This is a genomic window from Sphingobium sp. FW305-3-2-15-F-TSA7, assembly GCF_058787155.1.
The window spans coordinates 36,540-49,803 of the sequence record NZ_JBYSZM010000001.1 but is presented as its reverse complement, the minus strand read 5'-3'; the positions used below and the strand labels follow the sequence as shown (position 1 = coordinate 49,803).

Below are 13,264 nucleotides of genomic sequence, written 5' to 3'. Positions count from 1 at the left end.
AAGGCCGGCCGCCTTTCGGCAGCCGGCCCGATCGATCCCGAAGGATCGTCGCCTATTCGGGCGTCTTGTCCTTCTTCTTGCCCTTCTTGTGCTTGCCATGGTCCGCTTCGTCCGCGGCCGGCGCCGCGCTGTCGGTCGGTGCCGATGCCGGCTGCGCCATCGGATCCGCGGGCTGGGCGACCGGGTCGGCGGGCGGCGTCGTGCTCGCGTCCTGTGCGGGGGCTTCGGCAGGCGCCGGCGGCTGGGTGGCGGTGTCCTGGGCTTGAGCGGCGCCGGCGAAGAGCAGGGCCGAACCGGCGAAGATCATCAGATTGCGCATGAAAACTCCTGAGTGACGTGCTTGTGGTAGCGACGGGTCAACGTCGCGGGCACGCTTAGGATGCGCAGCTCATCCCGATGCCGGCCCCGCCCGCCGAGGCGCGACGACGGGTCGTTCGGCAAGCACGACGGATGGCGGAACCTGTGTGTTCAGCCGCCGCACTGGGCGCGGTGGAGCAGTTTCTGGTCGGCCAGCACCAGCGCCGCCATCGCCTCGACGACGGGCACGCCGCGAATCCCGACACAGGGATCGTGCCGCCCCTTGGTCATGATCTCGGTCGCTTCGCCGTCGCGGTCGACGGTCTCGACCGGAGTCAGGATCGAGCTGGTCGGCTTGAACGCCACGCGCACGCGCACCGGCTGGCCGGTCGAGATGCCGCCGGCAATGCCGCCCGCATGGTTCGCCAGGAATTCGGGCCCGTCGGTGCCCGGCCGCATCGGATCGGCATTCTGCTCGCCGCTCAGCCGTGCCGCGGCGAAGCCGTCGCCGATCTCGACCCCCTTGACCGCATTGATGCTCATCATCGCCGCGGCCAGCTCGCTGTCGAGCTTGGCGTAAAGCGGCGCGCCCCATCCGGCCGGAACGCCGCGGCATTCGCATTCGATCACGGCGCCGAGCGACGATCCCGACTTGCGCGCGCCGTCGACCAGACGTTCCCAGCGCAGCGCCGCCTGCGGATCGGGGCAGAAGAACGGATTGCGCTCGATCTCGCGCGGATCGAAGCGCGCCGGATCGATCGCGTCGCCGCCGATCTCCGATACCCAGGCCAGGATCGACACTTCGGGGATGGCCAGCCGCGCCACCGCGCCTGCAGCCACGCGCGCCGCGGTCTCGCGCGCCGAACTGCGCCCGCCGCCGCGATAGTCGCGAAACCCGTATTTGGCGTCATAGGCATAATCGGCATGGCCGGGGCGATACGCCTTGGCGACCTCCGAATAATCCTTCGACCGCTGGTCGACATTCTCGATCATCAGCGAGATCGGCGTGCCGGTGGTCTTCCCTTCGAACGCGCCCGAGAGGATGCGGACCTGATCGGGCTCCTGCCGCTGCGTCGTGAAGCGCGACTGGCCCGGACGCCTCTTGTCGAGGAAGGGCTGGATATCGGCTTCGGACAGGGCAAGCCCCGGCGGGCAACCGTCCACCACCGCGCCAAGCGCAGGCCCGTGCGATTCACCCCAGCTGGTGAAGCGAAACACACGGCCGAACGTGTTGAAGCTCATGCCCGTCTCCCCCTCTCCCCAAAAAAGGGGAGAAAGCCCTAAGCTAGGGCGATGTCCGCGGCGTCCTCGGCCTTCATGCCGATGACGTGATAGCCGGCATCGACATGATGCGTCTCACCGGTCACCCCGCTGGCGAGATCGCTCAGCAGATAAAGGCCCGCGCCGCCGACATCGTCGATGGTGACGTTGCGGCGCAGCGGCGAGTTCAGCTCGTTCCACTTCAGGATATAGCGGAAATCGCCGATGCCCGATGCGGCCAGCGTCTTGATCGGCCCGGCCGAGATCGCATTGACGCGGATATTCTCGGGCCCCAGGTCCATCGCCAGATATTTGACGCTGGCCTCGAGCGCCGCCTTCGCCACGCCCATGACGTTATAGTGCGGGATCACCTTCTCCGCGCCGTAATAGCTCAGCGTCAGCAGCGCGCCGCCCGCCGCCATCATCGGCCGCGCGCGCTGCGCCACCGCGACGAAGCTGTAGGCGGAGATGTTCATCGTCAGCAGGAAATTGTCGAGGCTGGTATCGACATACAGGCCGCGCAGCTCGTTCTTGTCGGAATAGCCGATGGCGTGGACGACGAAGTCGATCGTCGGCCAGCGCGCGGCAAGCGTCGCGAACGCCGCGTCGAGATTGGCCATGTCCGAGACGTCGCAATCGATCAGGAAATCCGAGCCGACCTGTTCGGCGAGCGGGCGTACCCGCTTTTCCATCGCTTCGCCCTGATAGCTGAAGGCAAGCTCGGCACCCGCCGCATGCAATTTCTGAGCGATCCCCCACGCCAGCGAGCGATCGTTGGCGAGTCCCATGATCAGCCCGCGCTTTCCGGTCATCAAGCCGTTCACACGTCCTCCGTAACTGTCGTCGACGCCGTCTTCTCGACAGGCGCCGGAGTGTCCATCCCGCGCCGCGTGCCTGGGCTTTCAGCCAGCGCCGCATTGAGTTCGGCCCCGATAACCACGCCGAAGCCAACAAGATAGAAGAAAATGAGCGAAATCATGACACCGGCAAGACTGCCATATGTCAGATCGTAGGAGCCGAAATGCGCGATCGCCATCGGCAGCAGCGTGCCGACGCCGAGCCACCAGATCGTCACGGTCAGCGCGCCCGGCCATTTCGGATATTCGCGACCACGATACGCCTTGGGCGTCAGCGACACGAACAGCATGTACATCGCCGCGAACAAGGCCAGCCCCGGTGCCGCGCGGGAGAAGGTGACGAAACTGGCCAGATCCGATTCGACCGGCAGCACCCGGATGATGAACTGCTCGGCGGCAAGCAATATCACCTGGAAGCTGAAGGCGATCATCACCAGGATGACCGATCCGACGATCAGCCCGATCGACCCCAGGCGATATTCCCAAAAGGGCCGCGAATAGCGCACGCCATAGGCCCGGCGCAGGATGTCGCGGATCGTCTCGATGAAGCTGCCCGTGGTCCAGAGCCCGACGAGCGCGCCCAGCCAGAGCAGCGAGCCCGAACGCGCGCTCAGAACGTCGCTGATCGGCTTGGCCAGGACTTCCGCGACCCCCGGCGGCACGGTGCGCAGAAAGGCGTCGACCGCGTGGAGCCCGTCCTCGGTCCGTCCGAACAGCCGCGCGACCGCGGCGGCGACGATGAAGAAGGGGAAAAGCGTGACGAGCGCGAGATAGGCGAGATTGCCGGCATGGATGAAGCCGTCATTATAGACGCCAATCACCACCCGCTTGGCGACCGTGAAGGGATAGGTGCCGGGCCGGATCCGGTCGAGCCCACCCTGCATCGCCGCCCTCGCGCCGGAGAGCCGCTTGCGCCTCTCCTCCGGCGATTGGGGGGATATGTCCTGCATCGTACGAGGTTAACCCCCCAGGGCCGCCCTCGGGTTCCGCGCAGCATCCCCTTGCCAGTCGCGGACGAAAGCGGTCAGCGCCGCATCGTCGGCGGGAATATCGACGATCAGCGTGACGAGCTGGTCGCCGCGCGTGCCCGATTTGGCGTGGAACCCCTTGCCTTTCAGCCGCAGCACCTTGCCCGATGTCGACCCGGCCGGGATGCCGAGCATCACCGCGCCGTCGACCGTCGGCACTTTCACTTTCGCGCCGAGCACCGCTTCGGACAATGTGATGGGCAGGTCGATCCGCACATTGTCGCCGTCGCGCGTGAAGAAGCGATGCGGCCGCACTTCGATGGTGACGATCGCGTCGCCCGCGCCGCCCGGCCCGGGCTGCCCCTTGCCGCCCAGCCGCATCTGCGTGCCGGTCTCGACGCCGCCCGGCAGCTTCAGGTCGATCGCGGCGCCGTCCTGCAGCGTGATGCGTTGCGGCTTGAGCGCGGCCGCATCCTCGAACGCCACGGCCAGCCGGTAGGAGACATTGCCGCCCTTGGGCGGCGGCGCACGGCGCTGTCCGCCGCCGAAGCCGCTGAATCCGCCCCCGCGCTGACGACCGGCACCGCCGCCGCCGAACAGTCCGTCGAAGATATCGCCAAGGTCGAGCCCCTCTTCAGAGAACTCGAAATGCTGCGATCCGCCCGGACGTCCGCCGCCGGGATGGCCCCCGCCAAAGCCGAAGGGCGATGTCGGATTGCCGTCGCCGTCGATCTCGCCGCGGTCGAAGCGCGCGCGCTTGTCCTTGTCGGTCAGCAGGTCATAGGCGGACGTGACCTGGCCGAAACGTTCGGTGGCCTTGGGATTATCCTTGTTGCGGTCGGGATGCAGCTCCTTGGCGAGCGTGCGATAAGCCTTCTTGATCTCGGCCTCGCTCGCCCCGCGGGCCACTCCCAAAGTCGCATATGGATCTGCCATGCCGCTTAGCTAGTGCGTGGCGCGGCTCGCGGCAACCTTGCCGAACGGATCAGGCCGCAAGCGCCGCCATTCCGCCCATCTGCTCGATCATCGCATCGGCCGCGGCAAAGCTCACCGAGCCGCGATAAATGGCTTCGGCCGCGGGCGTCAGCACCTCGAGCAGGAAGCAATCGTCGATCCAGAATTCGATCACCGGCAGGCCGGCATGGCTGGCCGCGTGCGCGTGGAACCCCTTGTCGATCGCGATCGCGATCACATCCTCGATGTCGAGCGCGGTGGAGATCAGCAGATGATAGGCGCCGTGGCGGTTCGGCTCGCCCTCGACCGTCAGGCAATGCTCACCGGACAGACGGTGGAATTCGGTTCCGCGCGGCAGCACCTCGACGATGCTGCCGCGATCGTCGCCGGCCAGCGCCACCCAGCTTCCTTGCGCCAGCAGCGGAAAGGGATAGGCGCGGCCGCCCCACAGCGCCGCGATCGCTTCGGCGGTGCGGCGCGGATTGTCGGACGGGATCGAGGCGTGGAAGATCATGTCGGGTCCTTTCGGCAAGGCCGCGCCGTTTCCGGACGCAATGCGCGCCGGATCAGCGAATAAGGGGCCTGGTTTCGGTGATCGGGCGGCGCCCGTTCGGTGAATATGGAATAGCTTGGGCGATGCTCGACAGACAATCGACCGTCGTGCAGAACCGTTCTGCGAATTCGCAGAACGGATGATGTCGAATGGCGATCGATTGGGAGCTTGGTGACGTCGCCTATTTCCTGAGCGTGGCGCGCGCGGGCAGCACGCTGGGCGGCGCGCAGCGGCTGGGCGTCAACCAGACCACCTGCGCACGGCGGATCGCGGCGCTGGAATCGGCGCTGGGGATCCGGCTGTTCGACAGAGGGCCCTCCGGCTACGCGCTGACCGAGGCCGGCCGCACTCTGGTGCCCGCCGCAGAGGCGATCGAGGCCGGCGGCAACATCTTTGCCGATATGGCGGGCGCCATTCGCCGGGTCGGCGCGGGCGTGATCCGCGTGACCGCGGTCGACAGCATCGCCGATCTGCTGATCGCGCCCGTCGCCTCGCGATTTCGCGCGCTTCACCCCGGGATCCGGATCGAAATCGCGGTTTCGAGCGACATTGCCGATCTGCGCCGCGGCGAAGCCGATATCGCCATCCGCGCGGGCGTGACGCCCAACGATCCGCTGCTCGTCCGCCGTCGCCTGCCCGACAGCCAATGGGCGCTTTACGCCACGCAGGATTATATCGATCGCCACGGCATGCCCAGCTTCGAAACGATCCTGACGCATGGCATCGCGACGCTCGATGGCGCACCGCGCGACGCGGCGGCGGCGCTCGGCGCCAATATCATCCATGTCACCAATACCATCGGCGCGCTGATCGCGATCGTCCGCGGCGGCGGATGCGTCGGCGCGATCCCGTGCGTCGCCGGCCATGGCGCCCCCGATCTGGTGCGCTGCTTCGATGTCGAGGCGAGCGAACTCTGGCTGGTCTATCCCGAACGCCTGCGCGGCGTCGCCCCCGTGCGCGAGATCATCGATGCGATCGCCGCGCAGGCGGAGTCGCTGCGGCCGGTGCTTACGGGTGCACGCGGCGCATGAGCGCCATATCCATGCAACTGGCCCTTTGGCATCGCCGCGCGATCGCTTAAACCGCCCCCATGACGCAGGATCCCTTTGCCCTTTTCGACGACTGGTTCGCCACGGCGCGCGCCGGCGAGATCAATGACAGCAACGCGATGGCCCTCGCCACGGTCGATGCCGAAGGCCGGCCGTCGGTGCGCATGGTGCTGCTCAAGGGGCACGGCCCGGAGGGCTTCGTCTTCTACACCAACCAGGAAAGCCGCAAGGCCGACCAGCTCGCCGCCAGCCCGCATGCTGCCCTGCTCTTCCACTGGAAATCGCTGCGCCGCCAGGTCCGGATCGAGGGATCGGTCTCGACCGTGACCGACGCGATGGCGGATGCCTATTTCGCGACGCGCCACCGCGATTCGCAGCTTGGCGCCTGGGCATCGGACCAGTCGCGCCCGCTCGACGCGCGCGAGACGTTCGAGCGCCGTTTCGACGAAGCCAAGGCGCGTTTCGAGGGCGGCGACGTTCCCCGCCCCCCGCATTGGTCGGGCTATCTCGTCACGCCCGCGCGGATCGAATTCTGGCAGGACCGCGAATATCGGCTGCACGAACGGCGGCTGTTCCTGCGCAGCGACGATGCCGGAGCCGGGGGATGGCGCGAGACGCTCCTTTATCCATGACGACGGTAGCGACGTCGCCCGGCGACCGTGCCCGACTGACGCGCAATGCGGCGCTGGCGAGCCTGTCGGTCGCCTTCGTCCTGCTGCTGCTCAAAAGCTATGCGGCATGGGCGACGGGCTCGGTGGCGATGCTCGGCTCGCTCGCCGATACCGGGCTCGACATATTGGCGTCGCTCGTCACCCTGTTCGGCGTCCATGTCGCCGCCCAGCCCGCCGACGAAGGACACCGGTTCGGCCATGGCAAGGCCGAGGCGATCGCCGCGATGTTCCAGGTGGTCGTCATCACCGTCTCCGCGCTGGCGATCGCGGCCCGCGCCGCTTCACGAATGATGGCGGGCGATACCACCGCCAATGCCGAATATGGCATCGGCGTCTCGGTCGTCGCGATCCTGCTGACGCTCGGCCTGGTCGCCTATCAGCGCAGCGTGATCGCGCACACCCGGTCGGTCGCGATCCGCGCCGACAATGTCCATTATCAAAGCGACCTGCTGCTCAACGGCGCGGTCATCGCGGCGCTCGTCATCGAGCAATATCTGGGCGTCGCCGGCGCCGATCCGGTCTTCGGCGTGCTCATCGCGCTGTGGCTGCTCTACGGCGCGTGGCGGGCCTCGTCCCAGGCGATCGACCAGCTGATGGACAAGGAATGGCCGGCGGAGAAGCGTGCGCGCTTCCTGGCGATCGCGGCGCGCCATCCCGAACTGGTCGACATCCACGACCTGCGCACCCGTACCAGCGGCGCGCAGGATTTCGTCCAGTTCCATGTCCGCGTCGACCCCGACCTGACCGTCGCGGAGGCGCATCGCATCATGGACGAAGTCGAAGCGAAGCTCGCTATCGAGTTTCCCGACGTCGAGATCCTGATCCACCCCGATCCGGTCGGCCAGATCGATCGCGCGGGTCAGGATGACGAGCAATTGAGGGAAACGCCGCTATGAAAGCGCCGCGATGAAATTGGCGATCACCCAGGTCGACGCCTTTGCCGACCGGCCCTTCACCGGCAATCCGGCCGCGGTGATCCCGCTCGACGCCTGGCTCGACGACGATGTGCTGCTCGCGATCGCCGGGGAGAACAACCTTTCCGAAACCGCCTTCATCCTGCCCGACGCCGGCGGCGAAGCGGATTATGAGCTGCGCTGGTTCACCCCCGGCGGCGAAGTGACCCTGTGCGGCCATGCCACGCTCGCCAGCGGCCATGTCGTGCTCGCGGCCGATCCGGCGCGCGCCACCGTCCGCTTCCGCACGCGCCGGGCCGGATTGCTCGACGTGTCGCGCACCGACGACGGCTATGCGCTCGCCCTGCCCGTCCGGGCGCCCGAACCCAGGCCGCTGCCCGATCTGGTCGCGGCACTCGGGCTGGACTCGGCGGTCGAGACCTTGTGGCACAACAGCCGCTACGCCCTGATCGTGGTCGAGGACGAAGCGATCGTGCGCGCGATCCGGCCCGATTTCCGCGCGCTGGCCGCCGATGGCGACGTGCTGACCATCGTCACCGCGCCGGGCGCCGAGACCGATATCGTCAGCCGCGCCTTCGCCCCCGGCGTCGGCGTCGACGAAGATCCGGTGACGGGATCGGCGCATGCGGTCGCCGTCCCTTATTGGGCGAAGCGGCTGGGGCGGAACGCATTCACCGCCTATCAGGCCAGCCGGCGCGGCGGACACCTCACCTGCCGCCTCGACGACGACCGCGTGATCCTGGGCGGCCGCTGCGTCACCGTGATCGAAGGCATTTTCACGCTTTGAAGCGATGAACCCAGCCCCCTTGTGCAACGCAACAAAGCCGTGCAGTCTCCGCGCCTGAGACGCAATGGGGAAGCGGGTTCGATATCACGGGCATGGCAGGACGCGGGACATTCGATGAGATCTGGGGCTTTGGCGCACGGCGCCAGGCCCGGCCCGGGCTGGAGGATCTGGCCGCCTGGACAAAGGCCACACCGCCCGCCGATTTCGAACGAAGACAGGGCGCCGCCGAACAATATTTCCGCGATCTCGGCATCACCTTCGCCGTTTATGGCGAAGAGGAAAGCGCGGAGCGCATCATCCCCTTCGACATCGTGCCGCGGATCTTCACGCCCGGCGAATGGGCGTCGCTGTCCGAAGGGCTGGTCCAGCGTGTCGAGGCGCTCAACGCCTTTCTTCAGGACATCTATGGCGCGCAGCGCATCCTGGCCGACGGCGTCGTTCCCGCCGAGCTGATCTTCACCAACCCGCAATTCTGCGTGCCCGCCTCGGCGGCGCGGCCGCCGCACGGCATCTATGCGCACATCTGCGGCATCGATCTCGTGCGCACCGGGCCCGACGCCTTTTTCGTGCTGGAGGACAATGCCCGCACGCCGTCGGGCGTCAGCTACATGATCGAGAATCGCGAGGCGATGCTGCGGCTCTGTCCGGAGCTGTTCGAAACCTATCCGGTGCGCCCGGTCGACACCTATCATGATTCGCTGTTCCGCACGCTCGTCTCGGTCGCGCCCGAAAGCGCGCGGCGCGATCCGGTCTGCGTGCTGCTGACTCCCGGCCATTTCAATTCCGCATTCTACGAACACAGCTTCCTCGCCGACACGATGGGCATCGCGCTGGTCGAGGGATCCGACCTCGAGGTCGACGAGGATGTGGTCTATATGCGCACCATATCGGGCCGGGTGCGCGTGGATGTGATCTATCGGCGCGTCGACGACGATTTCCTCGACCCGCTGGTCTTCCGCCCCGAATCCATGCTCGGCGTCGCCGGGCTGATGTCGGCCTGGCAGGCGGGCAATGTCACCATCGTCAACGCGCCCGGCACCGGCATCGCCGACGACAAGGCGATCTACAGCTATATGCCTGAGATCGTGAAATATTATTCGGGCGGCGAGGCCAAGCTGCCCAATGTCGAAACCTGGCGCTGCCGCGAGCCCGAGGCGCTCAGATATGTGCTCGACAATCTCGAGCAGCTGGTGGTCAAGCTCGTCGATGGATCGGGCGGCTATGGCATGCTGGTCGGGCCGACCGCGAGCCGCGCGGAGATCGAGGATTTCCGCGCCGCGCTGAAGGCCGAGCCCGCACGCTATATCGCACAGCCGACACTGGCGCTGTCGACGGTTCCGACCTGGACCGCCAAGGGCATTGCGCCCCGCCATGTCGATTTCCGCCCCTTCCTGCTCACCGGGCGCGACGGCGTCACCGTGACGCCGGGCGGGCTGACCCGCGTCGCGCTCAAGGAAGGATCGCTCGTCGTCAATTCCAGCCAGGGCGGCGGCACCAAGGACAGTTTCGTGCTGATGGACAGGCCCGCCCCTCCGGCCCAGTCGCAGACGCAATCGCAAGGACAGGGGCAGGAGCAAAGCCAGGTGCAAGGACAGGCCCAGACGCAGGGGTCGGCGCAATGAGCCTGATCATGCTGTCGCGCACCGCGTCGAACCTCTACTGGATCGGCCGCTATGTCGAACGCGCCGAATTCACCGCCCGGCTGCTCGAAGCGACGATCCGGCTCGACTCGCTTTCGGCCCGCCCGGCCGGCATGGGCGCCTGGACCAGCGCGCTCGCCGTGGCGTCGGCGGCGCAGGGTTTCAGGGCGACGGGCGAGAATATCTCGCCCATGCATGTCAGCCGCTATCTGGCGCTCGACGAGAGCAATCCCAGCTCGATCCGCTCGTGCATCCAGTCCGCCCGTTTGAACGCACGCGCCGCGCGCGTCGCGCTGACCCGCGAGGCGTGGGAGACGATCAACCGCGCCTGGAACAATCTGAAGGGGCGGACAAGCACGGGCGGTACCCAGGCGACGCTCAACCTGGCCGATCAGATCAAGGCCGAGGCCCGTGGCTTCGAAGGCGCGATCAACCGGATGCTGCACAGCGAATCCTATTGGTTCGTGAAGCTGGGATCGATCATCGAGCGCGGCGAATCGACCGCGCGGCTGCTCGACGTCAAATATCATCTGCTGCTGCCCGAGGGCGAAAAGGTCGGCGGCATGATCGACCGCGACCAATGGCTCACTTTGCTTCAGGTCGTGTCGGCGCGCACTGCCTATCACATGCTCTATCCCCAGGGCCTGAAACCCTGGCTGGTCGCCGAGATGCTGATCTTCCGCCGCGCCATGCCGCGCTCGCTGGTCGCCACCGCCGACGAAGCGAGCCAGATGCTCAGCGCGATCTCCGGCGCGATCGGCAAACAGGGTCAGGCCGACCGCCTGGCCCGGCGTCGCGAGGCCGCGCTGGAACGACTGTCGATCGACACGGTTTTCCAGAATGGGTTGCACCAGTTCCTGCTGGGCTTCATCCGCGACAATAACGAACTGGACGCGGCGATCGCCGAGCAGTTCCGGTTCACCTGAGGCGTCATGCACCTGACCATCGACTATCGCACCGATTATCGGTTCAGCCAGCCGCAGACGCGGATCATCCAGCTGCTGCGGGTGACGCCGGCCAGCCATGCCGGCCAGATCATCGTCAACTGGACGCTCGACGTCGAATGCGACGCGCGTCTGCGCAACCATGTCGACGGCTATGGCAACAAGGTGACGATGCTCTACGTGCCCGGCCCGGTCGACCATGTCAGCGTCAATGTGTGGGGAGAGGTGTTCACCGACGACACCGCCGGGGTGATCCGCGACGCGCCCGAACCGCTGCCGCCGACATTGTTCCTGCGCCCGACCCCGCTCAGCCGGCATAATCCGGCGATCAGCGAACTGGCAGAGCGGCTGATCGCGGTCGAGAAGGACGAATTGTCGCGGCTGCATCTGCTCAATCGCGAGCTCAACCGGCGGATGCGGTTCGATCCCGGCAAGACCGGGGTCGAGACCGATGCGGGCTCGGCATTCGATGCGGGGCACGGCGTCTGCCAGGATTTCGCGCATATCTTCTGCGCGGCGGCGCGCGTGATGGGCACGCCGGCGCGTTACGTCTCGGGCCATCTCTTCCGCCGCGACGGGCTCGAGCAACAGCCCGCCGCCCATGCCTGGACCGAGGCGCATGTCGAGGGTTTCGGCTGGATCGGTTTCGATCCGACCAACGGCATCTGCGCCGACGACGCCTATGTCCGCGTCGCCACGGGGCTGGACTATGCCGCCGCGGCTCCGCTATCCGGGGCGCGCACAGGCGGCGGCGATGAGAATCTGTCCGTCGATGTGCGCGTCAGCATGTCCCAGAGCCAGCAGCAGAACTAATGACCTATTGTGTTGGAATGCTCGTCGAGGCCGGCCTGGTCATGATCGCCGACACGCGGACCAATGCCGGCGTCGACAGCATCTCGACCTATCGCAAACTCCACATGCTGGAGGACGGCCCGCGCGGCATCGTCGTCGGCATGACCGCCGGCAATCTGTCGGTCACCCAGTCGGCGCTGGCGATGCTGCGGGAGGGATTGCCCGATCCCGAGCATGAAGGCCGGGTGCGCCGGATCGAGGACATGCCGACGATCTTCCGCGCGGCGCAGCTCGTCGGCGAGGCGATCCACCATGCCCGCAGCGACCTGGAGGGCACGCTCCAGGGCACCAGCATCAACACCGGCGTCTCCTTCCTGATCGGCGGCAGCATCGGCGGCGAGCCGCTCCGGCTCTACATGATCTACAGCCAGGGCAATTTCATCGAATGCTATCCGGAAACGCCGTTCCTGCAGATCGGCGAGACCAAATATGGCAAGCCGATCCTCGACCGCGCATTGTCCTATTCGACCCCGCTCGGCGAAGTGGTGAAAGTCGGCCTGATCTCGTTCGACAGCACGATGCGATCCAACCTGGCGGTCGGCCGCCCGCTCGACCTCATCGTGATCCCGTCGGACCGTACCCAGCCCGATATCCGCCGCCGCATCGACTGGGACGATCGGTATTTCAACGACCTGTCGGTCCGCTGGGGCATGCTGCTCAACGAAGCGCGCGCGACCATCCCGGATCCGCCGTTCATGCCGGCGGATTGAGGGGATTGGGTACATGATGGGGGAGTTGGGGCGAAGCGAAGCGGTCCCGTCGCCATTTTAACCGGCGCCGCGCCTTCGATGCGTCAGTCGGCCAGCATGATACCGGCAGCGGTTTCGCTGTCGCCCCAGGCGGCGCAATTGCTCGTGCCGCTGATGAAAACCTTCCGATTTTGCGCGTTCGCACTCAGCAGGTTCGCGAGCATGGCTTGTCCCGTCGCGGTGGTCACGTCGATCACCCATCTGGTCGCCGTTGCGCATGCCGGCCTTGTCGTCCGGATTCCATTCTGCTCGAAAAATGCCCGCCCGTCGGTTGTTGTCAATATGGACGATGTATAGCCTTGGTCCGCACTGCTCGCATTTGCGGGGGCAGCGATTGCCAGGCACGAGAGCGCTAACGCCGCTCCCCAGATATTGGGATGTGGCACAGGTCGAACTCCTCATCAGATTTTATCGGCTGCCTCGCCTTGCTCGAGGAAGACTGGATCTTAGCGATTACCGCGCTGGGTCATGTGTAGGGAGATGCCGGGAAGGACGATGCGTGGAAGCCGGGCCGTGGCTGCAATCGCGGCGACCGTCAATAATTTAGGGGGTTTTGCAGATGTCACTGCAATCCCACATGTCACTGCAATCCGATCTTATGGATGTCAACTCATAGCCGTGAGCAATTTTCAATTGGACCGGAACTTACTTTCAGAACAAGGCTACGCCTGATACCAATAGGATAGAATATCCTCATTTGAGCTATAAATATTGCCTTCGATGTTTTAAACATAAGTATTGATCTCTTTGAAATTCCCACTATATTTAT

Annotated in this window: 15 protein-coding genes; 8 read left to right on the top strand and 7 right to left on the bottom strand. The window is 66.1% G+C overall.

Going from position 1 to position 13,264, the window contains the following annotated elements; genetic code table 11:
* Positions 1 to 52 precede the first annotated feature (52 nt).
* The 6 genes from AC3WN8_RS00210 to AC3WN8_RS00185 all read right to left on the bottom strand — a co-directional run bounded on the left by AC3WN8_RS00210 (position 53) and on the right by AC3WN8_RS00185 (position 4,850).
* Positions 53 to 319, bottom strand: coding sequence for a hypothetical protein (locus AC3WN8_RS00210; protein ID WP_492667342.1), 267 nt, complete (start codon positions 317 to 319; stop codon positions 53 to 55).
* 149 nt (positions 320 to 468) lie between these two features.
* Positions 469 to 1,539, bottom strand: coding sequence for a chorismate synthase (aroC, locus tag AC3WN8_RS00205; RefSeq protein ID WP_492667341.1), 1,071 nt, complete (start codon positions 1,537 to 1,539; stop codon positions 469 to 471).
* A 38-nt stretch (positions 1,540 to 1,577) separates the two neighbouring features.
* Positions 1,578 to 2,381 (bottom strand): enoyl-ACP reductase FabI, encoded by an 804-nt coding sequence (gene fabI, locus AC3WN8_RS00200; protein WP_492667340.1) that lies wholly within the window; start codon positions 2,379 to 2,381, stop codon positions 1,578 to 1,580.
* The gene (locus AC3WN8_RS00195; RefSeq protein WP_492667339.1) at positions 2,378 to 3,364 is read right to left on the bottom strand and encodes a YihY/virulence factor BrkB family protein; all 987 of its coding nucleotides are present in this window, start codon (positions 3,362 to 3,364) and stop codon (positions 2,378 to 2,380) included. The genes fabI and AC3WN8_RS00195 overlap by 4 nt, the downstream gene beginning before the upstream one ends.
* Positions 3,365 to 3,373: 9 nt before the next feature.
* A complete protein-coding gene (locus tag AC3WN8_RS00190; protein ID WP_492667338.1) occupies positions 3,374 to 4,318 on the bottom strand; it encodes a DnaJ C-terminal domain-containing protein in 945 nt (314 codons plus the stop codon).
* Between the two features lie 49 nt (positions 4,319 to 4,367).
* On the bottom strand, positions 4,368 to 4,850 hold the full coding sequence (locus AC3WN8_RS00185) for a hypothetical protein (protein WP_492667337.1): 483 nt from the start codon (positions 4,848 to 4,850) through the stop codon (positions 4,368 to 4,370).
* Between the two features lie 188 nt (positions 4,851 to 5,038).
* On the opposite strand from AC3WN8_RS00185, the gene AC3WN8_RS00180 reads away from it, so the two are divergent.
* The 8 genes from AC3WN8_RS00180 to AC3WN8_RS00145 all read left to right on the top strand — a co-directional run bounded on the left by AC3WN8_RS00180 (position 5,039) and on the right by AC3WN8_RS00145 (position 12,456).
* Positions 5,039 to 5,920, top strand: coding sequence for a LysR family transcriptional regulator (locus AC3WN8_RS00180; protein ID WP_492667336.1), 882 nt, complete (start codon positions 5,039 to 5,041; stop codon positions 5,918 to 5,920).
* A 59-nt stretch (positions 5,921 to 5,979) separates the two neighbouring features.
* Positions 5,980 to 6,570 carry a pyridoxamine 5'-phosphate oxidase gene (gene pdxH / locus AC3WN8_RS00175; protein WP_492667335.1) on the top strand — a complete coding sequence of 197 codons (591 nt, stop codon included), beginning with the start codon at positions 5,980 to 5,982 and terminating at the stop codon, positions 6,568 to 6,570.
* Entirely contained in the window at positions 6,567 to 7,505 is a 939-nt protein-coding gene (locus AC3WN8_RS00170; RefSeq protein WP_492667334.1) for a cation diffusion facilitator family transporter, read from the top strand. Before pdxH ends, AC3WN8_RS00170 begins: the two co-directional genes overlap by 4 nt.
* Before the next feature lie 10 nt (positions 7,506 to 7,515).
* The gene (locus AC3WN8_RS00165; protein WP_492667333.1) at positions 7,516 to 8,310 is read left to right on the top strand and encodes a PhzF family phenazine biosynthesis protein; all 795 of its coding nucleotides are present in this window, start codon (positions 7,516 to 7,518) and stop codon (positions 8,308 to 8,310) included.
* Positions 8,311 to 8,402: 92 nt separating this feature from the next.
* Positions 8,403 to 9,932: a circularly permuted type 2 ATP-grasp protein gene (locus tag AC3WN8_RS00160; protein ID WP_492667332.1), complete on the top strand. Its 1,530-nt coding sequence runs from the start codon at positions 8,403 to 8,405 to the stop codon at positions 9,930 to 9,932.
* 8 nt (positions 9,933 to 9,940) lie between these two features.
* A complete protein-coding gene (locus AC3WN8_RS00155) occupies positions 9,941 to 10,876 on the top strand; it encodes an alpha-E domain-containing protein (protein ID WP_492667558.1) in 936 nt (311 codons plus the stop codon).
* 6 nt (positions 10,877 to 10,882) lie between these two features.
* Positions 10,883 to 11,707 carry a transglutaminase family protein gene (locus AC3WN8_RS00150; RefSeq protein ID WP_492667331.1) on the top strand — a complete coding sequence of 275 codons (825 nt, stop codon included), beginning with the start codon at positions 10,883 to 10,885 and terminating at the stop codon, positions 11,705 to 11,707.
* A complete protein-coding gene (locus tag AC3WN8_RS00145) occupies positions 11,707 to 12,456 on the top strand; it encodes a proteasome-type protease (RefSeq protein WP_492667330.1) in 750 nt (249 codons plus the stop codon). The genes AC3WN8_RS00150 and AC3WN8_RS00145 overlap by 1 nt, the downstream gene beginning before the upstream one ends.
* 83 nt (positions 12,457 to 12,539) lie before the next feature.
* On the opposite strand, the gene AC3WN8_RS00140 is transcribed toward AC3WN8_RS00145, so the two are convergent.
* The gene (locus tag AC3WN8_RS00140) at positions 12,540 to 12,692 is read right to left on the bottom strand and encodes a hypothetical protein (protein WP_492667329.1); all 153 of its coding nucleotides are present in this window, start codon (positions 12,690 to 12,692) and stop codon (positions 12,540 to 12,542) included.
* Positions 12,693 to 13,264: the final 572 nt, after the last annotated feature.